The organism is Spirillospora sp. NPDC048819 (assembly GCF_040650055.1).
Classification (GTDB): Bacteria; Actinomycetota; Actinomycetes; order Streptosporangiales; family Streptosporangiaceae; genus Spirillospora.
In genome coordinates this window covers 16,735-40,495 of the sequence record NZ_JBEZGN010000021.1, presented here as the reverse complement: position 1 = coordinate 40,495, position 23,761 = coordinate 16,735, and the positions used below count along the sequence as shown (strand labels likewise).

At 69.9% G+C, this 23,761-nt stretch carries 32 protein-coding genes; 11 read left to right on the top strand and 21 right to left on the bottom strand.

The window, feature by feature from the left end; genetic code table 11:
• Positions 1–394: 394 nt before the first annotated feature.
• From AB0C35_RS25860 to AB0C35_RS25850, 3 genes are read right to left on the bottom strand one after another with little or no spacing between them, the layout of a single operon-like run.
• Positions 395–715 (bottom strand): hypothetical protein, encoded by a 321-nt coding sequence (locus AB0C35_RS25860; protein ID WP_358460582.1) that lies wholly within the window; start codon positions 713–715, stop codon positions 395–397.
• Positions 716–722: 7 nt separating this feature from the next.
• The gene (locus AB0C35_RS25855; RefSeq protein WP_358460579.1) at positions 723–980 is read right to left on the bottom strand and encodes a carboxymuconolactone decarboxylase family protein; all 258 of its coding nucleotides are present in this window, start codon (positions 978–980) and stop codon (positions 723–725) included.
• Positions 977–1,390 carry a hypothetical protein gene (locus AB0C35_RS25850; protein ID WP_358460576.1) on the bottom strand — a complete coding sequence of 138 codons (414 nt, stop codon included), beginning with the start codon at positions 1,388–1,390 and terminating at the stop codon, positions 977–979. Before AB0C35_RS25850 ends, AB0C35_RS25855 begins: the two co-directional genes overlap by 4 nt.
• 239 nt (positions 1,391–1,629) lie before the next feature.
• Between AB0C35_RS25850 and AB0C35_RS25845 the strand changes: the two genes are divergently transcribed.
• From AB0C35_RS25845 to AB0C35_RS25830, 4 genes are all read left to right on the top strand, one after another.
• Positions 1,630–2,229 (top strand): hypothetical protein, encoded by a 600-nt coding sequence (locus tag AB0C35_RS25845; RefSeq protein WP_358460573.1) that lies wholly within the window; start codon positions 1,630–1,632, stop codon positions 2,227–2,229.
• A gap of 129 nt (positions 2,230–2,358) precedes the next feature.
• Positions 2,359–2,478 carry a TetR family transcriptional regulator gene (locus AB0C35_RS25840; RefSeq protein WP_358460908.1) on the top strand — a complete coding sequence of 40 codons (120 nt, stop codon included), beginning with the start codon at positions 2,359–2,361 and terminating at the stop codon, positions 2,476–2,478.
• 424 nt (positions 2,479–2,902) lie between these two features.
• Entirely contained in the window at positions 2,903–3,238 is a 336-nt protein-coding gene (locus AB0C35_RS25835; RefSeq protein ID WP_358460570.1) for a WGR domain-containing protein, read from the top strand.
• A complete protein-coding gene (locus tag AB0C35_RS25830; RefSeq protein WP_358460567.1) occupies positions 3,181–3,894 on the top strand; it encodes a hypothetical protein in 714 nt (237 codons plus the stop codon). The genes AB0C35_RS25835 and AB0C35_RS25830 overlap by 58 nt, the downstream gene beginning before the upstream one ends.
• 243 nt (positions 3,895–4,137) lie before the next feature.
• Here the strand turns inward: AB0C35_RS25830 and AB0C35_RS25825 are convergent, their stop codons facing one another.
• From AB0C35_RS25825 to AB0C35_RS25805, 5 genes are read right to left on the bottom strand one after another with little or no spacing between them, the layout of a single operon-like run.
• Positions 4,138–5,028 carry a fumarylacetoacetate hydrolase family protein gene (locus AB0C35_RS25825; RefSeq protein ID WP_358460564.1) on the bottom strand — a complete coding sequence of 297 codons (891 nt, stop codon included), beginning with the start codon at positions 5,026–5,028 and terminating at the stop codon, positions 4,138–4,140.
• 32 nt (positions 5,029–5,060) lie between these two features.
• Positions 5,061–6,137, bottom strand: coding sequence for a mandelate racemase/muconate lactonizing enzyme family protein (locus AB0C35_RS25820; protein WP_358460561.1), 1,077 nt, complete (start codon positions 6,135–6,137; stop codon positions 5,061–5,063).
• Positions 6,134–6,484, bottom strand: coding sequence for a Rieske 2Fe-2S domain-containing protein (locus AB0C35_RS25815; protein WP_358460559.1), 351 nt, complete (start codon positions 6,482–6,484; stop codon positions 6,134–6,136). Before AB0C35_RS25815 ends, AB0C35_RS25820 begins: the two co-directional genes overlap by 4 nt.
• The gene (locus AB0C35_RS25810; protein ID WP_358460556.1) at positions 6,481–7,212 is read right to left on the bottom strand and encodes a dienelactone hydrolase family protein; all 732 of its coding nucleotides are present in this window, start codon (positions 7,210–7,212) and stop codon (positions 6,481–6,483) included. Before AB0C35_RS25810 ends, AB0C35_RS25815 begins: the two co-directional genes overlap by 4 nt.
• A 4-nt stretch (positions 7,213–7,216) precedes the next feature.
• Entirely contained in the window at positions 7,217–7,933 is a 717-nt protein-coding gene (locus tag AB0C35_RS25805) for a cupin domain-containing protein (protein ID WP_358460553.1), read from the bottom strand.
• Between the two features lie 192 nt (positions 7,934–8,125).
• On the opposite strand from AB0C35_RS25805, the gene AB0C35_RS25800 reads away from it, so the two are divergent.
• Both AB0C35_RS25800 and AB0C35_RS25795 read left to right on the top strand, forming a co-directional pair.
• Complete coding sequence (locus AB0C35_RS25800) at positions 8,126–8,743, top strand: helix-turn-helix transcriptional regulator (RefSeq protein WP_358460550.1); 618 nt, start codon at positions 8,126–8,128, stop codon at positions 8,741–8,743.
• Positions 8,730–9,107: an RNHCP domain-containing protein gene (locus AB0C35_RS25795; RefSeq protein ID WP_358460905.1), complete on the top strand. Its 378-nt coding sequence runs from the start codon at positions 8,730–8,732 to the stop codon at positions 9,105–9,107. Before AB0C35_RS25800 ends, AB0C35_RS25795 begins: the two co-directional genes overlap by 14 nt.
• A 42-nt stretch (positions 9,108–9,149) precedes the next feature.
• Here AB0C35_RS25795 and AB0C35_RS25790 read toward each other — a convergent pair whose 3' ends face one another.
• Together AB0C35_RS25790 and AB0C35_RS25785 are read right to left on the bottom strand one after the other, a co-directional pair.
• On the bottom strand, positions 9,150–10,454 hold the full coding sequence (locus AB0C35_RS25790; protein ID WP_358460547.1) for an MFS transporter: 1,305 nt from the start codon (positions 10,452–10,454) through the stop codon (positions 9,150–9,152).
• 764 nt (positions 10,455–11,218) lie between these two features.
• A complete protein-coding gene (locus AB0C35_RS25785; protein WP_358460544.1) occupies positions 11,219–12,700 on the bottom strand; it encodes an MDR family MFS transporter in 1,482 nt (493 codons plus the stop codon).
• Positions 12,701–12,798: 98 nt separating this feature from the next.
• On the opposite strand from AB0C35_RS25785, the gene AB0C35_RS25780 reads away from it, so the two are divergent.
• Positions 12,799–13,368 carry a TetR/AcrR family transcriptional regulator gene (locus AB0C35_RS25780; RefSeq protein ID WP_358460542.1) on the top strand — a complete coding sequence of 190 codons (570 nt, stop codon included), beginning with the start codon at positions 12,799–12,801 and terminating at the stop codon, positions 13,366–13,368.
• Between the two features lie 295 nt (positions 13,369–13,663).
• Here AB0C35_RS25780 and AB0C35_RS25775 read toward each other — a convergent pair whose 3' ends face one another.
• From AB0C35_RS25775 to AB0C35_RS25750, 6 genes are all read right to left on the bottom strand, one after another.
• Positions 13,664–14,074 (bottom strand): hypothetical protein, encoded by a 411-nt coding sequence (locus AB0C35_RS25775; RefSeq protein ID WP_358460539.1) that lies wholly within the window; start codon positions 14,072–14,074, stop codon positions 13,664–13,666.
• Between the two features lie 16 nt (positions 14,075–14,090).
• Positions 14,091–14,945 carry a hypothetical protein gene (locus tag AB0C35_RS25770; RefSeq protein WP_358460536.1) on the bottom strand — a complete coding sequence of 285 codons (855 nt, stop codon included), beginning with the start codon at positions 14,943–14,945 and terminating at the stop codon, positions 14,091–14,093.
• The gene (locus AB0C35_RS25765; RefSeq protein ID WP_358460533.1) at positions 14,942–15,448 is read right to left on the bottom strand and encodes a SigE family RNA polymerase sigma factor; all 507 of its coding nucleotides are present in this window, start codon (positions 15,446–15,448) and stop codon (positions 14,942–14,944) included. Before AB0C35_RS25765 ends, AB0C35_RS25770 begins: the two co-directional genes overlap by 4 nt.
• Positions 15,449–15,533: 85 nt before the next feature.
• Complete coding sequence (locus AB0C35_RS25760; protein ID WP_358460530.1) at positions 15,534–15,995, bottom strand: hypothetical protein; 462 nt, start codon at positions 15,993–15,995, stop codon at positions 15,534–15,536.
• Between the two features lie 111 nt (positions 15,996–16,106).
• The gene (locus tag AB0C35_RS25755) at positions 16,107–16,385 is read right to left on the bottom strand and encodes an integrase core domain-containing protein (protein WP_358460527.1); all 279 of its coding nucleotides are present in this window, start codon (positions 16,383–16,385) and stop codon (positions 16,107–16,109) included.
• On the bottom strand, positions 16,382–16,630 hold the full coding sequence (locus AB0C35_RS25750) for a hypothetical protein (RefSeq protein WP_358460524.1): 249 nt from the start codon (positions 16,628–16,630) through the stop codon (positions 16,382–16,384). Before AB0C35_RS25750 ends, AB0C35_RS25755 begins: the two co-directional genes overlap by 4 nt.
• A gap of 276 nt (positions 16,631–16,906) precedes the next feature.
• Between AB0C35_RS25750 and AB0C35_RS25745 the strand changes: the two genes are divergently transcribed.
• Positions 16,907–17,914, top strand: coding sequence for an RNA polymerase subunit sigma-70 (locus AB0C35_RS25745; protein ID WP_358460521.1), 1,008 nt, complete (start codon positions 16,907–16,909; stop codon positions 17,912–17,914).
• A 325-nt stretch (positions 17,915–18,239) separates the two neighbouring features.
• Here the strand turns inward: AB0C35_RS25745 and AB0C35_RS25740 are convergent, their stop codons facing one another.
• Entirely contained in the window at positions 18,240–18,824 is a 585-nt protein-coding gene (locus AB0C35_RS25740; RefSeq protein WP_358460518.1) for a dihydrofolate reductase family protein, read from the bottom strand.
• 150 nt (positions 18,825–18,974) lie between these two features.
• On the opposite strand from AB0C35_RS25740, the gene AB0C35_RS25735 reads away from it, so the two are divergent.
• Positions 18,975–19,271 (top strand): integrase core domain-containing protein, encoded by a 297-nt coding sequence (locus AB0C35_RS25735; RefSeq protein WP_358460516.1) that lies wholly within the window; start codon positions 18,975–18,977, stop codon positions 19,269–19,271.
• 165 nt (positions 19,272–19,436) lie between these two features.
• The gene (locus AB0C35_RS25730) at positions 19,437–19,892 is read left to right on the top strand and encodes a DUF3592 domain-containing protein (RefSeq protein ID WP_358460513.1); all 456 of its coding nucleotides are present in this window, start codon (positions 19,437–19,439) and stop codon (positions 19,890–19,892) included.
• Here AB0C35_RS25730 and AB0C35_RS25725 read toward each other — a convergent pair.
• Both AB0C35_RS25725 and AB0C35_RS25720 read right to left on the bottom strand, forming a co-directional pair.
• A complete protein-coding gene (locus AB0C35_RS25725; protein WP_358460510.1) occupies positions 19,829–20,299 on the bottom strand; it encodes a LysR family transcriptional regulator in 471 nt (156 codons plus the stop codon). The genes AB0C35_RS25730 and AB0C35_RS25725 overlap by 64 nt on opposite strands.
• Positions 20,300–20,441: 142 nt before the next feature.
• Positions 20,442–20,738, bottom strand: a complete 297-nt coding sequence (locus AB0C35_RS25720; protein ID WP_358460507.1) for a hypothetical protein — start codon at positions 20,736–20,738, stop codon at positions 20,442–20,444.
• Positions 20,739–21,338: 600 nt separating this feature from the next.
• On the opposite strand from AB0C35_RS25720, the gene AB0C35_RS25715 reads away from it, so the two are divergent.
• Complete coding sequence (locus AB0C35_RS25715; RefSeq protein ID WP_358460504.1) at positions 21,339–22,547, top strand: PP2C family protein-serine/threonine phosphatase; 1,209 nt, start codon at positions 21,339–21,341, stop codon at positions 22,545–22,547.
• Between the two features lie 160 nt (positions 22,548–22,707).
• Here AB0C35_RS25715 and AB0C35_RS25710 read toward each other — a convergent pair whose 3' ends face one another.
• Together AB0C35_RS25710 and AB0C35_RS25705 are read right to left on the bottom strand one after the other, a co-directional pair.
• On the bottom strand, positions 22,708–23,100 hold the full coding sequence (locus AB0C35_RS25710) for an STAS domain-containing protein (protein WP_358460501.1): 393 nt from the start codon (positions 23,098–23,100) through the stop codon (positions 22,708–22,710).
• 77 nt (positions 23,101–23,177) lie between these two features.
• Positions 23,178–23,756 (bottom strand): DUF5994 family protein, encoded by a 579-nt coding sequence (locus tag AB0C35_RS25705; RefSeq protein ID WP_358460498.1) that lies wholly within the window; start codon positions 23,754–23,756, stop codon positions 23,178–23,180.
• Positions 23,757–23,761: the final 5 nt, after the last annotated feature.

The window sequence follows — 23,761 nt, the reverse complement described above, 5'->3', positions numbered from 1 at the left end:
CGGTTCCTTAAGGCGGTCGATCCGAGCGATCTGAAGGACGTCTCCTGTCGGTTGGGGCACCTTCGTGCCGCCCAACGCACCCCCAAGCCCTCGCCGACCGCAACGCCGCCAACGGCAACGCCGCCTCACCTTCACCCTGACCGCCGTCCGACCACCTGAAGGTGGGCTCACATGGGCAATGCCCGAGTCGGCGACCGCGTGCGAGACGAGCGCCCGGCCTGAGCGGGCGACCGCCAGGCCGATGCGTCCCGCATGGTGCAGGCTCTCGGGCGAGAGCAGCGCTCCCGATTGGAGATCGCCGACGCACTCCAGGGCGGGATACGACTTGACCGACCGGGCGCGGGGCCGGCTACGGGCTGCCTGCGGGGCGCAGCCCGTAGCCGAGTGTGAAGGATCAGAGGTCGACGTTCTCCACCACGGCCGGGAACGCCCGGTGCAGCAGGATGGGGCCTTCGATGCGCTCGCTCTCGGTGACGCCGAACTCCTTGTTCAGCACCGTCCGGACCTCGTCGCTGGCTAGCTGACCGCGCTCGGCGGAGGCCTGGTCGGGGAACAGGACGATGGTGGTGGCGGTCCCGTCGCCGGTGTCGATGGCTGTGTAGAGCATGGCGCCGGCCTTGGCCGGGGCACTGTCGGCGAAGTTCGCGCTGACCGACCGGATGATCGCGTCCATGGAGCCTTCGCCCAGGTCGTAGCGGTGGATGGCGGCGTACATGGTGCTCCTATCCGAGGATCTCGTCGAGTGCGGCCAGGGCGTTGACGGTGTTGGAGACGCCCAGCTCGGCGGTGAAGCGGACGGCGTCGCGGATGTCATCGTCCTTCGCGCCGGCCTCCCGCGCGATCTCCACATGGCGCCGGAACGTGGCGCCGAGCGTCTGGAGGACGACGTCGCTCGTCATCGCGATCAGCGCGCGTTCGCGTGGCGTCAGCCGCTCCTCCGACCAGGACCTGCCGATGCGCGAGGCAAGGAAGTCCGTCATCCAGGGGTCCGCCGAGGCGGGGACCGCGTCGGGCTGGCCGGGGCGGCCGCGGTCGACCGGGTCGCGCTCCGGGGCCGCCCGGCGGTGGTGTCCAGGCCCAGCTCGACGGCGATGGCGGGGAGCCGGCCGAGGGCGTCGGCAGCGGCCGGGTAGCCGGAGTACGGGGCGATGAACCGGATCACGGCCAGCACGTCGGCGTACGGGACGCTGTGCATCTTCACCGCCGCCATGACGTGCATCTTGAACGCCAGGCCGAGGTTCAGCCGGCACACGTCATGCGCGATGAGCTGCAGGAACTTCTCCCGGGACGAGGTGCCGGCCAGCCCGAACGTGCGCGAGCCGGTCTCCAGTGCCATCTGCTCGAAGATCGCGTCGACCTCGGCGAGCGGACTGCTGGGAAGGTCGACCATCGTCCATCCTTTCAGGACGGAGGACGCGGGAGCCGGAAACGCAGGTCACCGGCGCACACCTCACTCGTCCGAGCGTCGAACTAACCACTGGTGAATAACGTTATCGCGGCGCGACGGCGCGATACAAGTGCGGAGTTCACCATCGGTGAAAGGAGACGCCCGCGGACACGGACGACGGCCCGTGGAACACAGTCCCCCGCGAATTCGGCGCGATTCGGCCGTGTTGCTATTGTCGCGCCATGCCTTCCCGTTCGTCCGACGCCTCACCGACACTGGTGATCCGAACCTCCACGGCCAGCAGAGTGCAGGCGGTCATCGGCGTGGCCATCTTCATTCCGTTCATCCTCGTCCCCGTGACGGGCGCCGAAGGGCTCACGGGGTTCCTGATCGCGGCGCCCTGCGTGCTGGCGCTGGTCATCACGGCCCTCACCCATATGTTCCGGTACCGGCTCGTCGTGACCGGGACGGCGGTCGAGCAGACGCGCTGGTTCGGCAGGGCACGCTGGATCGAACGCGACCGGATCGCGCGGATCGTGGACGCCAGAATCGACACCGGCAATGGCTCCACCAAATTGGTCTTCCTCGTCGACGCCGAGGGGCGCAGACTGCTCAGGCTCCCCGGCCACAGCGTCAGGGACGGTCAATTGGACCAGGTGGTCCAATTGCTGGGCAAGCCCGTCCGCCGCCCCTCCGGGCATTCGCTCAGCGCCAAGAAGTTCGACAAGCAGCATCCGGGACTCGTGGGGTGGCACGAGCGCCATCCCGTCCTGACGGCCGTGCTCGGCGTAACGGTGCTCGTGGCGCTCGCCACCCTCTACGCGATCAAGACCACGGCCTGAGTCGCCAACGGAGTGACCTGTCAGAACACTGATCTCGGTACAGTCACGCCGGGGAAAGGACGGGCAGGTGGTCGCCAATGACGTCGCACGCCGCACCCAGCAGGAGCGCACGAGGGCGACCACGGGGCCCTGGTCGCGGCGGCACGCGAGCTGTTCGCCACCGAGGGGTACTCGGCCACGTCGCTGAACGCGATCTGCGACCGGGCCGGGACCCTGCACCAGACGGCACGGCGGGCCGCGGCGCGCTGAAGACCAGTCGGCCGACAGATTCGCCGCGTCCGGCCCCCTTTCAGGGTCGATGTTCCAGCCGGGTCACGGCCGGCGTCGACCAGCAGGAGCGCGGAGTGCGACCTCCGCGGCCCAGGAGCTCCCCGGATGAACAAGCCGAGGTGAGGGTCGATGTTGAGACGGGCCCTGTCGGCGGTGCGCCAGAGCTCGGCGGCCCACGGGGCGATCTCCTTGGCGAACCGGGGCGCGGGGACGGCGATGGACAGGGCGCCGTCGGCGGCGCCCGAGCGGTCGGCGACGCGGCGCCGATCCCGGACTCGGTGCCGCTGGTGCCAGTTGAACAGCTTCTTGTGCCGTCCGAGCTTGGTCGACTCGGCATCCACCCCTGGTGTCGGACGTGCGTTGGATCATGCGGCTTTCCGGATGACAGGGAGAATGAGGGGGCATGGCGAGAACACGCTATTTTGAGAAGAACGACAAGGCCGTCGTCCGACGCTGGCAAATCACCCTGGACGGCATCCGCTGCCACATGGGCTGGGGCGTGGCCGACGGCGTCATGCGCGGGTCGAGCATGACACTCGACGACGAGGCGCACGCGCTCCGCCACTTCACCAAGAAGATCAGCGAGAAGGAGCGAAGCGGGTACGTCGAGGTCGCGCCTGGGACGAGGCGCTGCGGGCGGAGGCGGAGCCCAATACCGAGGCGGACGTCCGGCTGCTCGACGTGGTCGGGCACAGCGACAAGTACGAGCCGGTCGCCGGGCACGCACGCGTGGTCGTGAGATTCCACGACTTCAAGGCCGGGCCCGGGCCGTTCTACGACTACTACATCCTCGGTGAGGACGCGGGCAGGGGCCTGTCCCTGGTGGTGAAGAAGCCCGGCCACGACGAGGCGATGGTGTCGGCCTTCCTGGACTTCGTCCGACCGCGTGTCGGGCTGGCCTTCGACGGCCGCTCCCATCACAAGGTGCCGCTACCCGCGCCGATCGGCCCGTTCGACCACGTGCTGTTCTGTGGGCCCTCACTGACGGCCGCGAACTATGGGGGCAGGCTCGGCATGGTCTTCCCGATCCGCGACTGCGAGATCGGCGACGAGGACACCGAGACGTTCGTCGAGGCACGGATCCAGGGGCGGAACTCGATGCCCTCCACCACCTGGGACCGCGAGCCGTTCCCCGTCATCGACTTGAAGTTCGACCTGCGGCGGGCGGACGGCTTCGAGGAAATGGGCGGCCGCACGACGGTGCGGGAGAAGACGTTCAAGGTCTACCCGCGGGCAATGGTGGATCGGGGGCTGCGGCTCATGCCGGAGGCGGACCCCGGCAGCGTGCTGGAGATCCGCAACTACCGGCGCAACGTCCTGAGGGTGACACCCGAGCAACCGCGAACGCTCGACGAGGCCGACCGCTTCCTGCTGGGGCCGGCCATGACGGCATGACAGAGATGACACCGCCCGCTCGAATGGCGCGCTGGTGTGGGCGGGAACCGCTCCTCGCCCACACGGCGATACACGGAGAGGCGGGACGAATGCAATCTCAGCCGGTGGAACGGATCACCTCGAACCTGTCGAACAAGTCGGCGAAGAACTGCCGAAGGAGGGGCCTGGCTTGGTCGATGTCGCTGAGGTCAGGAGGTCCCTCCGTGCTTCAGCACCAGCTGATACTTGTGCCGCGGAACAGGGTCAGGAGCTGGCGGACGCCGCCCTCCGGACGGGCAGGCTCATGGCCCCGAGGCCGCTGATCGCGACGTCGATGATGTCGCCCGCCTCGATCGGGCCCACTCCGGGGGGCGCACCCGTCATGATCACGTCGCCCGGGTCCAGCCGCATCATTCGGGACGCGTGCGCGATGATGCGCGCGACTGGGGTGATCATGTCGGCGGTGCTGACCTTCTGGCGCACCATCGCGCCGATGCGCAGTTCGATGTCGAACGGGGCGGTGACCTCGTCCGGCGTGGTCAGCCACGGGCCGAGTGGGGTGAAGGTGTCGTAGCTCTTGCGGCGCGACCGGTCGCCCGTGCCGCGCTCGGTCAGGTCGAGGCCGATGAGGTAGCCGAGCACGTGGGACAGCGCCGACTCCTCGGGGATGTCCGTGCCGCCGTGGCCGATCACCAGCGACAACTCGCTCTCGTGGTGGATCTCGCGTCCGGCGGCCAGTGGCGCCTCGGGCAGCAGCACCGGGTCGTCCGGGCCGCTGATCGAGCTCGGCGCCTTGAGGAAGACGTCGAAGTCGAGCAGCCAAGAACCCGTTCCGCTGGTCTCGCGCGGCATGACCGCCTCGCGCATCTCGGCGACGTGCGCGGCGTAATTGGACGCGCACGCGACGATCTTGCCGGGGTTGAGAACCGGGGCGTGAAGCCGCACCTCGTGGAGCGGCCGCGCCGTTCCGCCGCGCGCCGCTGCGGCCAGGCGCGGCCCGATCTCGGCGAAGTCGCGGCACAGCCGGACCCACCAGCCCGCCCCGAACGGCTCGCCGGAATGGGGGTCCGGGAGCGCGTCCGTGACGTCGGTGATCGAGGCGTGGTCGGGGCCGACGGCGCCGAGCCGCCAGTCGTCGAAGATCGCAAGTCGCATGGGTCTCGCTCCGTTCGGGCAGGTCCGGCGGGTCAGGCGGACGTGTACCGGTCAAGGGCGTCCGGGTCCCAGGCCAGGCCGTGGCCTGGGCGGTCCGGCGGGACGGCGACGCCGCCGGATACGGCGAGCGTCTCGGTCAGCAGGTCGTCCAGCAGCGGGAAGTGCTCGACGAACGTCGCCGGCTTGGCCGCCGCCGCCAGCTGGACGTGGAGCTCCGGCAGGAAGTGCGGCGTGACCGGGACGCTCGCGGCCTCGGCGAGGGTCGCGATCCGAAGCCACTCGCTCACCCCGCCGGTGAGCGGCGCGTCCGGCATGAGGATCGCGGCGGCTCCCCGGTCGAGGTACTGCTTGAACTCGAACCGTCCCTGCAGGTGCTCCCCCGCCGCGATCGGGATCGGGGACCGTGCGGCGAGCAGCGCGTGGCCGGCGACGTCGTCGGACGGCAGCGGCTCCTCCAGCCAGGCCACGTCGAGCTCGTTCAGCCGGTGGGCGAGCCGCTGCGCCTCGGCGAGGTCGAGCCGCTCGTTGCAGTCGACCATGAGCTGGACGTCCGGGCCGACCGCGTCCCGCACCGCCGCGACGCGCCGGACGTCCCGCTCGATGCCGAGGGCGCCGGCCCGCAGCTTGACCGCGCGGTACCCCTCCTCGACGTAGGCGAGCGCGCCCGCGACGAGTTCGTCGTCGCTCATCTGGTGGGTGGCGCGGCCGCTCCCGTACACCGGGACGCTGGCGCGCTGCGCGCCGAGCAGCCGGAAGAGGGGGAGCCCGGCCGCCTGGGCGCGCAGGTCCCAGACGGCGATGTCCAGCGCGGACAGCGCCGGCAGGGCGACCCCGCGGCCGACGCGATGAGTGGCCGCCCACAGCTCGTGCCAGACGCGGTCCCAGTCCAGCGGGTCGAGGCCGGCCAGGCGGGGGCCGAAGAGCGTGTCGACGATCGCGCGGGCCCCCTCCATTCCTCCGGTCAGCGCGTAGGTGAAACCGGTGCCCGTCCGGCCGTCGACGTCGCGGACGGTCACGTGGAGCACCTGCAGGCGAGTCGCTCCCGATCCGCCCCTGGCCGCGCCGAGGGGGACGATGACCAGCCTGGCGGCAACGTTGTCGATCTTCATCGGTCCTGTTCCTGTGCGGGGACGGCGAGGTACAGCCAGCCGTCCCAGACGTCGGTGGGGTACACCGCGACCGACTGGCCCCGGCGGTCCGTCCGGGCCCCGGTCGCGAGGTCGTATCGCCAGGCGTGCAGCGGGCAGACGACCTCGCCGCCGACGACCTCCCCCTCGTTGAGCTCGCCGGCCATGTGCAGGCAGTAGCCGGCGAGGGCGTGATAGCCGTCTTCTGTGTGGAAGACGGCTATCCGCTCGCCGTCGATGTCGACGGCGACCGCCTCGCCGCGGGGCAACGCGCCGGCGGGCGCGAGCCGCACCCACTGCGCCGCCCGCGCCCCGTCGGTCGCGGTCACGTGCCTTCCCGCAGGTAGTACGCGAGGTACTCCTGAGTGCGGGTCCACGCGGTGGTCGCCGCGACGGGACGGTAGACGTCCGGCCGGAAGTCCTCGTGGAAGGCGTGTCCGGCGCCCGGGTAGGTGTAGATCTCGGCCGGCTTCCCGCGCAGGCGGTCGGCGAGCTCCCGGGCGTCCGCGACGGGCACGAGGTGGTCGGCCTCGCCGAAGTGGCCGAGGAACGGGCAGCCGACCTTCTCGGCGGCGTCGAGCGGAGACAGCGGCTTCGTGTCGCTGAGCTTCGCGTACCGGAGCATGCCGTAGAACGTCACCGCGCAGCGCAGGTCCGGGATGCGGGACGCGGCGAGCAGCGCGTACGTACCGCCGATGCAGAAGCCCAGGGTGCCGATGCGGTCGATGCCGGGCTGCTCCTTCAGCCACGCGACGGCCGCCGCCATATCGCCCAGCACCGTCTCGTCCGACAGCGCGCCGACCGCGGCCATGATCTTCTCGGGGGTGCTCAGGTCCGGCGCCCGGCCGCCGTCGCGGGCGTAGTAGTCGAGCACCGCGCAGGCGTACCCTGCCTCGGCCAGCCGGTCGGCCTGCCGCAGGACGTAGTCGTTGACGCCGGAGATGGCCGTGGTGAGCAGCACCACGGGCCGCCGCCCGGCATCGTCCGCGCCAACCACGACGCCGCCTGCCCCGTCCGCGTTGAACCGGACCTCGTTGAACCGGGCTTCGCGTCGCATCGGCTCAGCCCTCGTCGTTCATGTCGCGGGTGACGCTCCAGGACCGGCTGGTGCCCGTGACCATGTGCCGGATGTTCTCCTGGCCGAGCGGCTCCTCCCAGAACAGCGTCCGGCTCACCGCCATCATCGGCATGTCCTGGACGACGTACATCAGCGTGTCCTGGTCTCCCTCGGCGTAGTGCGCGTGGTACGCCCACGACGGGCAGGCCAGGGTGTCGCCCTTCTCCCAGTGGAACTTCGTCCACGTGGAGCCGGCCTCCTGGACGGCCGTATATCCGCTGCCCTGCAGGATGTGGTAGATCGCCACGGAGTTGTGCCGGTGCGGGGGCACCTCCTCGCCGGGGTGGATGAGCTGCCAGCCGATGAAGATGAACGGGGACGCGCCGACGAGCTCGCCGGTGTCGCCGTTGACCGTCGTGCAGAAGCGCCGCTCCGCCTCCCGCAGCGGCTCGTCGGCGAGCCGGTCGAGCGTCGCCTTCACATCGGAGAACTTCCAGAACGCGGGCCGGGTGTCCTGCTTGCGGACGACCTTGAAGTAGTCGTCGGCGTCCAGCACCTGCGCCGCCTCGTTGCTCTCCCGGACCGAGCGCATCTTCGGGAGGAGCTCGCGGTACTCCTCGATGCCGATCGCCCCGCCGGACGACGTCCCGCCAGACGAGGTCCCACCGGTTGAGGTCCCACCGGTTGAGGTCCTGCCCGTCACGTTACCTTGTGCCGCCATCGTCTCACCTCGTGGATCGAGCTGATTCACTCACTGCTTAGGTAAGTGTTTAGCTAAATAAGGCCATGAGGATCCCGTGGCTGTCAAGACCCCGCGGAGAACGGCCCGAGCGCGGGGCCGGCCGACCCGGAGATGGGACGCCGGCGAGGTATGCTCGCCGGGTAAACACGCGGTGACCACGCAAGGGGATCGGTGTCACTACGCCACGCTGCTCTCGCCCTCCTGTCCGCCGAGCCGATGACCGGCTACCAGCTCGTCCAGTACTTCGACGACACGGTCGGCCTGATGTGGGCCGCGTCGGACAGCCAGATCTACCCTGAGCTGCGGCGGATGGAGGCGGACGGGCTGATCCGCGCGGAGACGATCCCGCGCGGCGAGCGGGCCGAGAAGCGCCTCTACAAGATCACGCCGCGCGGCCGGGCGCGGCTGCGGGCCTGGACCAGCGAGTCGATCCCCTACCCGCCGATGCGGGACGTCCACCGGCTCCAGATCACCTACGGCGAGTTCACCAGCCTCGCGAACGTCCGCAAGCACCTGAGCGAGCACCTCGACTACTACACCTGGCGGCGGAACCAGTGGGTGAAGCTGCTGGAGACCATCCGGGCGGCGCAGTTCCCGCTGATGCGCGCCCGGCTTGACAAGAGCCGTCCCGGGCTGCGCCGCCGCATCATCGCGTTCAAGGAGCTGGCCCTGGAAGGCCAGGTCGCGCACGCCGACGCCGAGATCGCGTGGGCCCGCCGCGGCCTCCAGATGATCGACGAACTCGACCGTGCCGAGTCCGGCGACGCCGGCCCGCCTGACGACGCCTAGGACGACGGGCCGCAGGCGTCGCGACGCGTTCCGGCGTACTGGTCGCCGTCTCGACGTGCCGCTGAGCGCACCGGGGACCGCGCATCGCCATCACTGCCCGCACTGCCCGCACTGCCCGACCAGCCTGCACCTCGACGACCGGACGCCCGGCGCCCGGCGTGCGGGCTGCCCCGGGTGGATGGCGCCGCTCGGCCTCACCGTGCGGCCGGACGGCGAATGGATGATCATCCATCGCCGCCCGTCGTGCGGCAGGGTCGGCGCCAACCGCATCGCGGGGGACGACAACGCGCTCATCCTGCTACGGATGGCCCTGCGTCCCCTGACCGGCGACCGTCTGCGGGCCGGCCTCCGACTGTCCGTCTGACCGACGGCGCCCTCCGCCCCTGCGGCGGGCGCCGCCTCACGTTCAGACCGGCCCGCCGGCACGGGACGGGACCATCATGATGGCGATCGCCCCCAGCAGTGCGCAGGCCCCGAACAGGTAGAAGTTCCACTGGTAGGACAGGCCGGTGTCGATGACCAGGCCGATCGACAGCGGGCCGGCGATGGCGCCGGTGCGGCCGATTCCGAGCGTCCAGCCGAGGGCGCCGGCGCGCCGCTCCGGAGGGAAGTAGACGCCGACGAAGCTATTGATGAGCACCTGCGTGGCGACCGCGGCCGAGCCCGCGACGGCCAGCAGCAAGTACAGCACGAGGGTGCCCGCCGGGATGCTGAGCAGGAACAGGGAGGCTGCGGCGATGAGGAACGACGCGATGGCGACGGCGCGGTATCCCAGCCGGTCTCCCATGGTAGCGATCAGGCACGATCCGAGGACGCCGCCGATACTGAGGACCAGCAGAGCCCCGATCGCGGAACCGAGTTCGTAACCGGCGTCCCGCATGATCCCCGGAAGCCACGTCCCCAGGCCGTACCAGGTGAGCAGGGCCAGGAACGTGGCGACCCAGAAGCACACCGAGGCGGTGAGGTTGCGGCCACGGAACAGGGAGGCCCCCGAGGTGGCGGTGCCTTTGACCGGAGCCTCCGGCGGCAGCGGGACGCCGAACCGGCGGGCGACGGCAGCGGCCTCCTCCGTCCGGCCGCGGCCGGCCAGGAACTCCAGCGACTCCGGAAGGTAACGCAGGGCGAGCGGAACGATCAGGACCAGCGGCGCGGCGCCGACCGCGAACAGCACGCGCCAGCCGGGCTCGGGCAGCAGGGCCAGCGACAGCATGGCGGCGAGCACGCCTCCGAGCGGGATGCCGGAGATGGCCATTGCGTAGATGAGCACGCGATGCCGGGGCGGCGCGTACTCCATCAGCAGGGCGGACGAGGTGGGGAGCAGTCCGCCGAGCCCCAGCCCGGCCAGGAAGCGCGCGGCCCCGAGCACCTCGGGCGAGGGGGCCAGGGCGCTGGCGATCATGCAGATCGAGAACCAGACGAGGCAGCCGATCAGCGGGATCCGCCGGCCGAGCCGGTCGCTCAGCTGGCCGCCGATGATCGCGCCGATCAGCATGCCGAGGAAGGTGACCGCGCCGATGACGCTCAGGCCCTTCGCCCCGATGTCCCATCCGGATTCGTCGTCGAGCGTGGGGAGCACGCTGCCGTAGACGATCAGGTCGAAGCCGTCGGCGATGACGGCGAGCCAGCACAGCAGGGTGACGAGAATCGCCGCCCTGCCGCTCGTTCCGTGGTGGTCCTTGTCGTGGTGAGTGGACGCTGTCGCACGTTGCATCGCGGGCTCCTCGCTCGGCGATCGCTGGGGTGGCTGTGGACGGTACGGGCACGAGAACGGGAGCCGGACTGTGGACGCGGTGGTGCGCCCTCACCTCCGAGATGCGGGCAATATCACTTACTCTTTAGGTAAGCGTGTATTGAAGTACGCCAGCTTTGCCGTCCGATGTCAAGGACCCTGCCGCCGACCCCCTCATGCGGCTCTGGCACGCCGACGACCGCGGCCGTCGGCGGACGGCCGCGGTGCGGAGAAGGACGTCTTCACCGGTGACGTTGTCGTCCAGCCAGTCGAAGATGACCTCTGACGGCGGCACGAGCGCAGAGACTCCGGCCGCGTCGGCGAGCCGGTGCGGCGTCAGTGACAGCGCCCGCGGCGGGCGCGGGCCCGAAGTGCGCGGGATGCGCAAAGGTCCTGGACCGGCTCGGAACCATCCCCGCGGGCGCGGGGTGGTTCAACGACCGGTGGGCCCTGCCGGACGGTCCAATGAAACCTGAACACGAGCCGGCCCCACTCGCTCCGCGCCGTCCGGCCCGGCTGATTCCCGCGATCAGGCTCACACGCTGGTGGCCAGCGTGGTCGAACGCGCCCCCGCCCGCTGAACTCCAGGAACCACTCAACGCAGTCACCGCAGGTCACTGGAGCGCCCCGGGTTGGGTGGAGGTGGCTCGTGGGCTTCCCCCCGCTGGTGGCAATGCCGGCGAAGAGTCGGGGCCTGGAGAGCCAAGGTACTGTTCGGGGGCGCCCCGACCGGGCCCCCCGATCGTTCAGACTTCGGTGGACTCTTCGGCGGGTGTGGGGTTGTGGACCTGCGGCTGGGGGCTGGGGAGGCCGGGCAGCAGGAGGCAGAGCGGAACGGCTGCGGCAGTGAACGCGGCGGACCACCAGAAGGCGTCGCCGAACCCTGAAGCCAGGGCGGCGAGGGTGTGGGCGCCGGCCGAGGCACGCTGGAGGATCATGACGAGGACCGCGACGCCCATGGAAGCGCCGACCTGTTGGGCGACTCGGCTGATGCCGGCGGCGGCCGGGATCTCCTGGCGCTCCAGCCCGACGAAGGCGGCGCCCATGATCGCGATCATGGCCCCGCCCAGTCCGACGCCGCGCACGAACAACACGGCCATGAGCGCGAGGTTGCTGGTGGAGGCGGTGACGAAGCCGAACGGAACAGTGGCCGCGAAGGTGAGGGCGAAGGCGGCGATGGCGACGGGACGCGAGCCGAAGCGGTCCATGTACCGGCCGGCCAGGGCGCGGGACAGGAGGGCGCCCACGCCCGTCGGGATGAGCAGCAATGCGGCGCCCAGGGCGGATTCGCCGCGGACCTGCTGCCAGTACAGCGGCAGCAGGAGCATGGTCCCGTACAGGGCCGCGCCGGTTAGGAACACCAGCGCCGTGGACGAGGCCAGGGCGCGGTGGCGGAACAGCCGGATGTCGAGCAGGGCGTCCGGTCCGCGGCGCAGCGCCCACCAGACGTAGCCGACGAGCGAGGCCAGACCGCCGATCAGGGGCAGCGCCACCTTGAGGCCGACCAGGCCGTCGGATCCGGCGAGTTGTGTCAGGCCGTAGATGACGGCGGCGATCCCGGGGGACAGCAGCAGCATGCCCACGGCGTCCAGGCGGGTGCGGGTGTCGGGGCCGGGCCTGTCCTCGGGCAGGTTGCGACGGGCGAGGTAGCCGCCGATGAGGCAGAAGGGCACGTTGAATAGGAAGATCCAGCGCCAGTCGCCCAAGTGCAGGATGGCTCCGCCGATGACCGGGCCGATGATGGGGCCCAGGGCGGTGGGCACGGTGATCAGGGACATGGCCCCGCCGATGTTGCGGCCCTTGGCCGCCTGCATGACCAGCGTGAACATCAGCACCATCATGGTGCCGCCGCCGATGCCCTGGACCAGACGGAAGGCGATCAGGCTCTGGACGTTCCACGCTGCGGCGCACAGCAGCGACCCGATGAAGAACATGCCCAGGCTGGTGATCCACAGGCGTTTGCCGCCCAGGACCGACTGGGCCCATCCGACGGCCGGCATCGTGGCGGACAGGGCCAGCAGGTAGGCGGTGGTCACCCACTGGGTGGTGGCGAGCGAGGTGTGCAGCTTCCCGGCGAGGCCGTCGATGGCGACGCTCATGATCGTGGTGTCGAAGATGACGGCGAGCGCGCCGACGATCAAGGCGAAGGTCAGGCGTCGCAGGGCCGGGTCGATGCGGTCTGCGGCGGCCGGTGGCGGTGGCGGTGGCTTGCTGCCGTTGGCGTTCATGAACGCCTCCCTAAGATATAAAGCTCTATCTAACAGAGGCCAGCCTATGCCGCCAAGATTAGATAGAATAGTCTATCCAAAACATTCAGGGGGTTCCCATGGCCGAGCGACGCCGCGGAGCGGCACTGGAGAAGGCACTGCTCGACGCGGCGTGGGCAGAACTCACCGACAACGGCTACGCCCGGTTCACCATGGACGCCGTCGTCAAGCGCGCGGGCACCAGCCCCCCGGTTCTCTACCGCCGCTGGCCCGACCGTGACGAACTGGTCCGGGCGACCATCGCCCACACACTGCGGGAGAACGTCATCGACGTTCCCGACACCGGAAGCCTGCGGGAGGACGTCCTCACCCTCATGCGGGAGATCAGCGCCACCCGCCTCCAACTCGTCACCGTCATGAGCGTGAACCTGGCCGGCTACTACCAGGAGACCGGAACCAGCCCCGGCGACCTGCTCGCCCCCTCCACGACAGGGCGCAAGGAAGCTCTCGACGTACTCTTCGACCGCGCCGTCGACCGCGGCGAGATCAATTCGGAGCGCCTCACCGAACGCATCAAGTCCCTCCCCTTCGACCTGCTACGCCACGAATTCCTCACGACCTTCGCCCCCGTGCCCGACCACGTCCTCGAAGAGATCATCGACACGATCTTCCTCCCCCTGGTGCGCTGACCGCAGCAGCACCAAGCCTCACCCGGCACGCTATCCGCGAGAGAAGATCGGCCCCGTACGCGCCCCGCAACCGCGTCGCCCACTGACCGCCTACACCCGCGTACTCGCCGGCGAAGACCTCAGCACCGACCCGAGCGTCCGCCGGGCCCGCCGCCGGGGCACTTCTTCGGACGCCTCGGCGGGCGGTTCGGCCTGGCGATGGCACGATGACGGCGCGGCTCGATCCCGCGCGTATATACGTCTGGGGCGTCGTCAACGGGGACGGTACGGCCGTCGTGTGGCGGCTGCGGTGACGTCAGGGCCAGGTCTCCTCGTCGCGTTCGACGACCGCGGCGACGGCCAGGTGCAGCAGGGCCGCCAGGTGCGGTTCGAGTTCGTCGGCGGGGACGGCGCCGACGAGGGCGGAGAGCCCGATCCGATCGCGGGCCGCCACGGCGGCGAGCACCCGCGCGGCCCAGCGCGCCGGAGTCGGCACCTGCTCGATGTCGGGGCAGACGCCGACGCCCGGTGGGCGCTCGACCAGAATCGTCCTGCACCAGACGGTGACGAGGCGTTCGACCGCGGCGGGGCCGCGGTGGACGGCGCGGCCGGTCAGGGCGCGGCTCCGGCGGTACTCGCCGTAGACGGCGGCCGTCAGCGCCCGCCCGCCCAGCAGCCCGGCATGCCAGTGGAGGGCGAGTTCGGCCGCCCTGCGCCGGATCGGCACCGCCGCCTCCCGGCGGTCAGTCGCAGAGCGTGGGGCGCGGGCTGGTCAGGCCGTCGGTGCAGTCCTCGGGGACGAAGCCGGCCTCCTCGGTCGGGACCTGCGGCCGCCACGTGTGGACGGCCTTGCCTGCGCCGTCGTAGCCGGTCACGGTCGCGACGCGGATCGTGGGCGAGGACATCGCGCCCGCCGACATCGGGCCGGTCGCCTCGTGGTCCGGCACCATCCGGGCCGGGGTCTGGGCGATGAAGAAGCCGTCGTGGACGGCGACCTGCGCGGTGCGGCCGCCGTCCCAGGTCACGGCGACGCGGGTCACGCCGGGCTGGGCGCGGCCGACGACCACGGCGTGCAGTTCGTCCCACTTCAGGGCCTGCACCTGCCGGATGCCGTCCACGCGGAGCGGCGCGTCGAAGCCGAAGAGGCCGCCGTCGGTCCCGCCGGGCCAGGGGTGCACCTGCGGCGGTTCGGTGTTGCCGCCTCCGCCGGTCACGCAGAGGACGTAGCCGCGGGTGCCGCCGATCTCCACGAGCTGTCCGCCCGGCACCCGCTGCCGCGTCAGCACCCGGAAGTCCGACGCCCGCCCGCCGCGCAGGCAGGCACGGGTGATCGCCTGCTCCTGGCGGGTGTCGTCCGGCAGCGCGTCCGCGATCCGGGACGGCCCTCCCGTGGGGCCGAGGACGCCGGTCTCCGGGCGGTCGCCACCCGCGACGACCGCGACGGGGACGACGGCCGCCAGGGCGAGCGCCGCCGCACCGGCGGCCGTCCTGGTCCGTCGGCGGGCGGCGGTGCGGAGGGCGCGGTCGGCGAGGTCGTCGGCGGGCTCGGCGCGGTCGGCGAGCGCGGTGAGGGCGTCCTTGAGCATTTGGTCGGTCATGGTCGGCTCCCAATGGGGGTGAGGTGGGCGGCCAGGTCGGGGGCGAGTTCCCGGAGCCGGGCGACGGCGCGGTGCGTCTGGCTGCGGACGGTGCCGACCGAGCAGCCCATGATCGCGGCGACCTCGCGTTCGGGCAGGTCCTCGTAGTAGCGCAGGACGAGCACGGCCCGCTTGCGCGGCGGCAGGGCCAGCAGCGCGCGTTCCAGCGTCAGCCGCAGGTCGACGTCCGGGCCCACCGACGGCAGGTCCGGAGGCTCCGCGACGACCGACTCGCGGCGCCGCCGGCGCCACCGGTTGACCTGCTCGTTGTACATGGCGCGGCGGACGTAGCCCTCCGGGTTGTCGCGCACGCCGCCCCACCGCGCGGCCGTCTTCGCCAGCGCGTTCTGCAGCAGGTCCTCGGCGGCGTGCTGGTCACCGGCCAGCACATACGCCGTCCGGATGAGGCTGCCGGACCGTGCCGCAACGAACGCGGCGAAGCTCTCGCGGGCCTCTCGGTTCAACGGGGCCTCCTCTGTGGTGTCACCCCCTCAGACCCACGAAGGCCCAGCGGCTATGCCTCCGACGCAGATCTTTTCTCGCGGCCGGTCATCGGCTGCCTGCCCATCCGGCGGGCAAGGTCATTGCCGGTTGGGCTGGAAGAGCGCGGGGCTCCCCCCGGACCCCGAACTGTCGAGGATGGCGGCGGCAAGAACCTGCGGATGGTCGGCCGGGCCAAGGTAGTTGTTCGACTCCGCCGATACCGGAGAATGACAGCGCGATGCCGATCTGGCCGGCGGACAGGTGCAGCTCCCGCGTCGCGAACAGCACCACTATCGCGCCGTTCATGCTCGCACCCAGATTGCTCGTGGTGGCCTCACCGGCCAATGCGCGAAGGATCGGATGGCGGAGCATGAATCCGGCTCCCTCCCGGAGTTCCACGCCGATACGTCGGCGTTCAGCCGCGGGCGGTGGTGTCTCGGCGTGTGAGATGCCGCGCAGGAACCAGGCCGAGGCGAGGAAGGAGACCGCGTCGGCCACGATGGCGACCGGCGCGGTCAGCGCCTGCACCAATGCGCCGCCCAGACCGGGGCCGACGGAGTTGCTGACCGACGTGCTGGCGGAGAGTTTGGCGTTTCCTGCGCTCAGCCGTGTCCCTGCCGAAAACCCCTTCCGGGCAGGTCAAGCGGCATGTCCGTACGCGTTGAGGATTCCGCCCAGGCGTTGGCTTCTTCGGAGGTTCAGGTGGGCGATCTCGTCGGGTTCGGTGATCGGTGGAGGCAGCGGCTTCAACGGGCGTGCGTTGGCGATGCCCTGATGAGGCCGATGCTGGTTGTAGAAGGTCTCGAACTCGCGGAGGGCGTGGAGGGCGTGGAGCAGGTGCCGCTGACTCCAGACCAACGTGCGGTCGAGCAGTTCGCGGCGGCAGGTCTGCACCCACCGTGCCATCACCGCGTTCATCCTCGGCATCCGTAGCCCGGTCTCAGCACCGTCTGGATTCCGGCATCGGCCAAGACGGCGTCGAACAGGTCGGGGAACTTGCCGTCGCGGTCGCGGATCAGGAACCGTGCCCGGCAGCCGGCGTCCTCCAGGTCCATGACCAGGTTCCGGGCCGCCTGGGTCACCCACAGGGCGGTCGGGTGAGCGGTGGCGCCCAGAACCCGGACACGGCGGGTGTGGTGCTCGATGACCGCCAGCACGTACATGCGGGCGCCGGCAGGGCACGGTCTCCAGGAAGTCACACGCCGGCCGCTGCACTGGGCGATCAGCCGGACCAGCCATATCCGCCCGATCTCTCCCCAGTACTATGGGGACCCCCACCTCGACATCGAGGGTGTGTCCGGCCCGAACACGTCCCCTGGATCGACCCCGACCCGCCCGGCCTGACGAACGGCCCGGTGTCAGCGGCTTCACCGATCAGAAACCCTCCGCCACGTCGTCAGTTCTGGTGGCCCCTCGCCACCCCGGAAGGATTGACGACCATGACCGACGCCAGACTGCTGGGCGCCGACAAGGCCGCGTTCATCGCGGCGGCCCGCTCGAATGACACGGCACAGTTCGCGCTCATCACGGAGCGCTACCGGCGTGAGCTGCAGGTGCACTGCTACCGGATGCTCGCGAACTACGAGGACGCCCAGGACATGACGCAGGAGACGTTCCTGCGGGCGTGGAACAAGCGGGAGTCGTTCAAGGGCCACGCCGCGCTGCGGACCTGGCTGTACCGGATCGCGACGAACGCCTGCCTCGACTTCCTGGAGAAGCGCAACGACCGCACACCCGTGCCTGCCGAGCTGCCGGACGCGGGCTCGGAAGTACGCTACCTGCAGCCCTACCCGGACCGGATGCTCCCGGAGGACCCGCAGGAATCGGTGGTGGCGCGGGAGACGATCGAGCTGGCGTTCATCGTCGCCGTCCAGCACCTGCCGCCGCGGCAGCGGGCGGTGTTCATCCTGCGCGACGTCCTCGGCTGGCCGGCGTCGAAGGCCGCGGGCGCCCTCGAGCTGACCGTCGCATCGGTGACCAGCGCACTGCAGCGGGCGCGCGTGACGATGCGCGAGCAGCTGCCCGAGCGCCGCCTCGACTGGCGGAGCCCCGCCACGTACGAGCTGTCGAATGACGAGCGCGGCGTGGTGAAGTCGTATATCGACGCCCATGAGCGCAACGACCTCGACGGGCTGATGGCCTTGCTGCGCGACGACCTGCGCTTCGCGATGCTGCCCGAGCCGGGCGCCGTGATCGTCACGGCCAAGGACGCGGTGGACGGCTGGATCTCCGGCGGGCTCTTCCAGCGCGGCCACGACGACTGGCGCTGCATCGCCACGACGGTCAACCGCATGCCCGCCGCCGTGCTGTACCTCCGCACCCCCGACGACCCGGAATACCGTTTGTTCAACATCGCGGTCCTGCGCATCGTCGACGGGAAGGTCGCCGAGCTCACCGGATTCGACGCCACCGACAAACCATGGCTGAGCCTGCCCGCGACGCTGTGATCGGACAAGTCCCCATCGTCGACGAGTCCAGCGCACGGGCCGGCGTCACCGAAGTCACCGCGAAATGAGCACCCCGACCAGCTGAACACCAACGCGGCAACGCGAACGCCACCGCCCCGCCGGCGTTGCCGGCGGGGCATCTTCATGCCCGAAGAACATCGTCACGATCAACGACGCCGTCGTCGTAATCTTCAGCGAGTCGGTCGACAGCTCACTCGGAACGCAAGGAAGGGCCTGGGGAGGGTTTCCTCATAGCCGAGGGTCACGGTGAGCACGCCAGGAAGGATTTCGACCCGGCCTTACGAGCCGAGCATCCGGCCCGTGCTCATCGCCTCGTCTCGTATCGGGTCAGCACCAAGCCGCCGGAAAATGTCCGCGTCTCGACCAGGTTCAGGTTCACCCAGTTGTCCAGCGCGGTGAAGAACGGCGTGCCGCCGCCCACCAGGACCGGGTGGGTGACGATCGCGTATTCGTCGATCAGCCCGGCCCGCATGGCCGCCCCGGCGAGCGTCGCGCCGCCGATGTCCATCGGGCCGCCGTCCTCGGCCTTGAGCCGGGTGATCTCGGTGACCGCGTCGCCGGTGACCAGGCGGGTGTTCCAGTCGACCTTGTCGATCGTCGATGAGAACACCACCTTCGGCATGTCCCGCCAGCGGCGGGCGAACTCGATCTCCGCCGGTGTGACGCCGGGCTGCTGGTCGGCGGTCGGCCAGTGGGGGCTCATCGCCTCCCACAGCTTGCGCCCGTACAGCGCCAGGCCGGTCGCCCCCACCCGGTCAGACCACCACTGGAACGACTCGTCGCTCGGCGACGAGTCCGGTCCCTCCCCGCCACTCCAACCGATGTCGTCGCCCGGCGCGGCGATGAAGCCGTCCAAGGTCACGTTCATGCCGTAGGTCAGTTTGCGCATCGTGCCAGCCTCCGGTGAGTCGATCTCACACGTACAGACGGGCGCAGCGCGGAAACCTAATCGGTGCGCGATCGACCAACTCGCGGTGGCACGTCACCGGTAGGCGGTTGACTGTTCGATACCATCCTGGCCGACGCAGGCATCAAGATTGTGCTCACCGGCGTCCGGATGCCAAGAATGAGCTCGATCATGGAACGGTGGGTGCAGACCTGCCGCCGTGAGCTCCTGGACCGGACCTTGATCTGGAACCAACGGCACCTGCTTCAGACCCTGCGCGAGTTCGAAAGCTCCTATAGCCGCCATCGCCCGCACCGCGGCATCGCGAACGCCCGACCGTGCACTCCGCTGCCCCCGGCGATCACCGACCTCGACCTGCTCGCACACCTGAACTTACGACGACACCAACACCTCGGTGGAGTCCTCAACGAAGACCAGAATGCCGCGTGACGTGCACGGATGGAATTATCTGCATGCGCAGGGCCGGCCCTGACGGCCGGGAGCGGCCCCACCTGGACGGCCCGGTCTGGGCCCACCGCCACCACGCGGAAACCGATGGCGGCCGGTAGCGGCGGATCGGTGACCGAGGATGGCCATCGGTACAAGAGGTCGTGCGTGGCCACTGCGCGTCCAAGATGCATGAACAAGTCACGGACCCAGGCTGTCGGCTGCATGCTCACTGCCGTCGTCTTCGGCTTCATCACACTGGGGTTCTTCATCGCCGAGATCGACCGCATACGTGCAGGCGAGGAGACGTCCGCGCAGGTCGTCAAGGTAGAGGAGGGCTACAAAAGCGGCTACCTGGTGGTGAGGTTCACCACCGCCGACGGCCGAAGCGTTCGGGTCAGGATCGACCACAACGATTGGGGGAAGCTGCCGGAACCGGGGGACAGGGTCAAGGTCCGGTACGTCCCAGGCGACCACGACAACGCTGCGAAAGCCGACCGGAACGTCATCGATCGATTCTGGATGCCGGTCATGCTCGGCACGTTCGCCCTCGGGTTCGCCTATCTCGGTGTCTGCCGCCTGACCGGCCACACCAACAAGGTGATCCGTTTCATCCTCCCATAGGGACCCGGTCCAACTGTTGCGCCCAGCCGAGTTCTTCGGACATGTTCCGGGCGCAGGCGACGACGGCGCGCACGTGATCGGAATCGTCGGCCTCGCGCCACAGGATCGACCAGGGATAGAAGGAGACCGGTTCGGTGAGCGGGCGCCAGATCGTTCCCGGGAGCACGGAGAGATGGCATCGAGTCATAGCTTGCGTCGATGATGCCCACCCGCAACGCCGGCGAGGCGCCTTCGGCGGTCCGGGCGACCTGGGCGGCGCACTCCACGTGAGCGAGGATCTGCCGGGCCTCGACCAGGAACGCCGCTCCCGCCGGGGTCAGAGCGACATAGTGTGTGGTGCGCTCCAGCAGACGCACGCCCAGCTCCCGCTCCAGCCGCTGGATCTGCTGTCTCAGCGCCGACCGCACGATGTGCTCGCGGGCCGCCGCCCGGCCGAAGTTGAGCTCCTCGGAAACGGCGACGAATGACGGAGCCGGCGCAGTTCCACATCTCCCACCTTCTGAGCTGGAACAGCGAGGCCTGCTTGACGGGCCTACATCGCGGCGTGCTCTAGAGGGCTTCACTGATCCAGCGCCAGACACCCCCCTCGTGCCGTGCGCGGACGAGGTGCGCGGCGCTGGAGTCGGCGAGCTCGGCGACCGCCCGGATCAGCTGGCGATGGAAGTCACCCGGCGGGCGGACGCCGGACGAGCCTTCCAGGAGGGTCACACTGACCTTGGCGTCATCACGGAGCTGCGCGGTCAACCGTCCGGTCTCATCCAGGCGGAGCATCACGATCGAATCAGCGCGGATCAGATCATGGCCTCCACCGGCCTCGACCCAGACTTCTGGCACGGTCCCGCTCATGGACCTCATCTCCTCGGTTGTGCCGGCCCATGGCCCCCGCCACTCAACATAGACGGTTCGGCATCACCTCCGTCAGGATCACGACGGCTTGCGGCCCTGCGCCATGCGGGCCACGACCTCTACCGGCGGTTATCGCCCCCGCTGATCGAGCTTGCTCGTATCGCTCATTACGGCCCGCTGAAAGCCGAGGTCAACTGGGAGTAGGCGCATTCACGCGCCCGAAATCGGCCGGTCGCGTTCAAGCCGGTCCCTTACGCGTCAAAGAGCCTCCCCTTGGAGCGGAAGACCATGACCACGATCGTGCCCAGATGCAACACCCACACGGGCATGCCGATCTTTTGCCAAGGACCACAAGTCCGACATCCCGCATCGCCAGACGCTGCATCACCTGCACGCCGTCGGCGGTCCCGCACGTTCAGAACTGAAGTACGGTGCTACGTCCACGAACGCCAGGTCTGACTCCGGCAAAGCTTCCGATGGTCGACGGCCCGCCAAGGTGAAAGCTACTCGCGGTACGAACATTCTCGACTACAAAGAGTAAACGATGTGTCATGGGGGCACTTAACGGCTGTGGGGAAACTGACAGGGCCTCAGGACACGGTGGATCGGAGTGAAGGCTTCGGCGAGCGGCTGCTGGGGCAGCTGCTGGACCGGGCGCACGAGATGCCGCCCCAGCTCATCGCTCCACTGATAGCCGAGGAGATACGTGCGATCGGCGGCCGCGACGTCTCGATCCTGCTGCAGGACTACGCCCAGCTGACTCTGGTGCCACTGCCGGGCCGCGGCCTCACCGACGGTGAACCACTGCCCTTGGCAGGTTCCCTGGCCGGACGTGCGTTTCTGTCCGAGACCATCGTCGAACACCCGCAAGCCGGCAGTGTGCGCATGTTCCTGCCACTGCTGGACGGCAGTGACGAGATCGGCGTGATGTCGCTGACCCTGGACAAGGTCAACGATGACGACCGTCGGCTGCTGCGCCGGCTCGCGGGCCTGGTCGCCGACATGCTGGTGACCAAGAACCACTACACCGACCAGTTTCTCCAGGCACGGCGACGCGAACCGATGAGCGTGCCCGCCGAGATCCAGTGGTCACTGCTGCCCCCGCTCACCATGACGACGCCGCAGGTCGCCGTCGCCGGCATCCTGGAGCCCGCCTACAAAGTCGCAGGCGACAGCCTCGACTACGCCCTCAACGACGACATCCTTCACCTGGCCGTGATCGACGCGATGGGCCACGGCCTGAACGCCGCCGTACTGGCCACCGTCGCCGTGGGCGCCTACCGGCACGCCAGACGCGCCGACGCCGGCCTCGCCGAGCTGTACGCGTTCATGGACACCGCCATCGACACCCAGTTCGGCCCCGACCACTTCCTCACCGCACAGATGATGCGCCTCAACATCGGGACCGGCCACCTGGAATGGGTCAACGCCGGCCACCCGGCGCCCATGCTGATCCGCGATCACCACGTCATCGGCACGCTGGAAGGCCACGGCACCCTGCCCGTCGGCGTCGGCGGCTCAACACCCCAGATCAACAGCAAACAGCTCCGCCCCGGCGACCGGGTCCTGGCCTACACCGACGGCCTCATCGAAGAGCACACCACCGGCGGAGAACAGTTCGGCGAGGAACGCCTGATCGCCACCATCGAACGCGTCAGCCCCGCCAGCGCGACCGTGCAGCAGATGGTACGGGACCTTTCCCACACACTCATGCAAGAAAGAGGCGGAATCACCAGCGACGACGCCACCTTATTCCTCATCGAATGGCGCGGCGGCACAGCCGACCACCTCGCCCGACCAGATCTGTGACCGCGGGATGCCGAGCCGCCGATGGGGCCCGTAAAGGTTCCCCCGCAGGGCCGCCCTCATCAGCGATCCCCGAGCGGGACACCCGCCATAAGGGCGGGCGTCCCGGGCCAGGGGCGGTTTGGTCGCGTCTCCTCCGTCGTCGTGCACGGTGTGATTGCGGTCATGCGGCGATTTCGGCGTAGAGGTCCTGGGTGGGGTGGACGGTGAGGGCACGGTCGAACCCGGTGACGCAGAGCAGCTTGGCGACCTGTGGGCCGGGGGCGGCGAGGTGGAGGGTGACGCCGAGTTCGGCGGCGCGGCGTTGGGCGCCGATCAGCACGGCCAGTCCGGCCGCGTCGGCGGACGCCACCTCTCTCAGATCGAGGATCAGCAGTCGGCCGCTGCGCCGCAACACCCCGATCAGGTGCTCGCGCAGCGCCGGCGCTGCGGCGCCGTCCAATGCGCCCGTCAACGCGACGATGGTGTGGCCGGGACGCCGGTGGGCGGGCATCCTCACTTCGTCCGGGGCCGGGACGAGGGCCGCGACGGCGGTGGACGCGGTGAACATGGTCATGGTGATCTCCGATCACAGGTGGGCGGGAGCGCCGCCCGGACGGCCGGATGACGAGCCTGCCGGGCGGGTGCGCCGGATCAACGTGCCGCGAGGTCTTCGCGAACTCGCCCGCCCTCGGACTCCCAGGCGCTCTCCGAGCCCGCCGAGGCGTCGTCGGCCCGGTCCATCCCGGGCGGCGAGGTGAGGGCGGCCAGCAGGTCAGTGGCGCGTAGGTGGTTGTGAGGGTGGGACGCCAGTTCCATCGACGCCTCGGCTTCGGTGCGGGGCGTGGAGACCGGGACGGTGAACAGGTCGACGCGCCGACCGTCGGCATGGATCGCTGTGAGCAGCCCGCAGGGCAGGGAGTCGAACCAGCTCAGCCGCACCACCCGGGTGTCGCCCGGGCCGTCGATGCGCAGCCGGCGGGGACGGCCGTCCCACTCGTCCGCCCGGAGCAGGACGTGGGTGATGGGGCGGTGATCGTCGATGGGGCCGTGGGCTTGCAGGGCCAGGATCAGACCGGGCAGTTCCGCGACCGGGTCGGCCGAGCGGGGCCACCAGGCGCCGTCCAACGCGGCCCGCGCCGAGCCGGAAGGGGCCTCGGGGCGCAACCGCAGCCGTGGAGTCGAGGGTGGTGACAGGCTGATCGTTGTGCGGCGTTCGGTGGTGGTCCACATGGCCG

Coding starts and splice junctions, on each gene's coding strand:
- AB0C35_RS25785 (WP_358460544.1), bottom strand. CDS start 12,700: ATGAACGCCAACGGCAGCAAGCCACCGCCACCGCCACCGGCCGCCGCA.
- AB0C35_RS25745 (WP_358460521.1), top strand. CDS start 16,907: ATGACCGACGCCAGACTGCTGGGCGCCGACAAGGCCGCGTTCATCGCG.
- AB0C35_RS25810 (WP_358460556.1), bottom strand. CDS start 7,212: ATGCGACGCGAAGCCCGGTTCAACGAGGTCCGGTTCAACGCGGACGGG.
- AB0C35_RS25850 (WP_358460576.1), bottom strand. CDS start 1,390: ATGGTCGACCTTCCCAGCAGTCCGCTCGCCGAGGTCGACGCGATCTTC.
- AB0C35_RS25755 (WP_358460527.1), bottom strand. CDS start 16,385: ATGAACGCGGTGATGGCACGGTGGGTGCAGACCTGCCGCCGCGAACTG.
- AB0C35_RS25750 (WP_358460524.1), bottom strand. CDS start 16,630: ATGTACGTGCTGGCGGTCATCGAGCACCACACCCGCCGTGTCCGGGTT.
- AB0C35_RS25835 (WP_358460570.1), top strand. CDS start 2,903: ATGGCGAGAACACGCTATTTTGAGAAGAACGACAAGGCCGTCGTCCGA.
- AB0C35_RS25860 (WP_358460582.1), bottom strand. CDS start 715: ATGTACGCCGCCATCCACCGCTACGACCTGGGCGAAGGCTCCATGGAC.
- AB0C35_RS25790 (WP_358460547.1), bottom strand. CDS start 10,454: ATGCAACGTGCGACAGCGTCCACTCACCACGACAAGGACCACCACGGA.
- AB0C35_RS25805 (WP_358460553.1), bottom strand. CDS start 7,933: ATGGCGGCACAAGGTAACGTGACGGGCAGGACCTCAACCGGTGGGACC.
- AB0C35_RS25855 (WP_358460579.1), bottom strand. CDS start 980: ATGACGGACTTCCTTGCCTCGCGCATCGGCAGGTCCTGGTCGGAGGAG.
- AB0C35_RS25820 (WP_358460561.1), bottom strand. CDS start 6,137: ATGAAGATCGACAACGTTGCCGCCAGGCTGGTCATCGTCCCCCTCGGC.
- AB0C35_RS25780 (WP_358460542.1), top strand. CDS start 12,799: ATGGCCGAGCGACGCCGCGGAGCGGCACTGGAGAAGGCACTGCTCGAC.
- AB0C35_RS25770 (WP_358460536.1), bottom strand. CDS start 14,945: ATGACCGACCAAATGCTCAAGGACGCCCTCACCGCGCTCGCCGACCGC.
- AB0C35_RS25845 (WP_358460573.1), top strand. CDS start 1,630: ATGCCTTCCCGTTCGTCCGACGCCTCACCGACACTGGTGATCCGAACC.
- AB0C35_RS25705 (WP_358460498.1), bottom strand. CDS start 23,756: ATGTGGACCACCACCGAACGCCGCACAACGATCAGCCTGTCACCACCC.
- AB0C35_RS25740 (WP_358460518.1), bottom strand. CDS start 18,824: ATGCGCAAACTGACCTACGGCATGAACGTGACCTTGGACGGCTTCATC.
- AB0C35_RS25720 (WP_358460507.1), bottom strand. CDS start 20,738: ATGAGCGGGACCGTGCCAGAAGTCTGGGTCGAGGCCGGTGGAGGCCAT.
- AB0C35_RS25825 (WP_358460564.1), bottom strand. CDS start 5,028: ATGCGACTTGCGATCTTCGACGACTGGCGGCTCGGCGCCGTCGGCCCC.
- AB0C35_RS25710 (WP_358460501.1), bottom strand. CDS start 23,100: ATGACCATGTTCACCGCGTCCACCGCCGTCGCGGCCCTCGTCCCGGCC.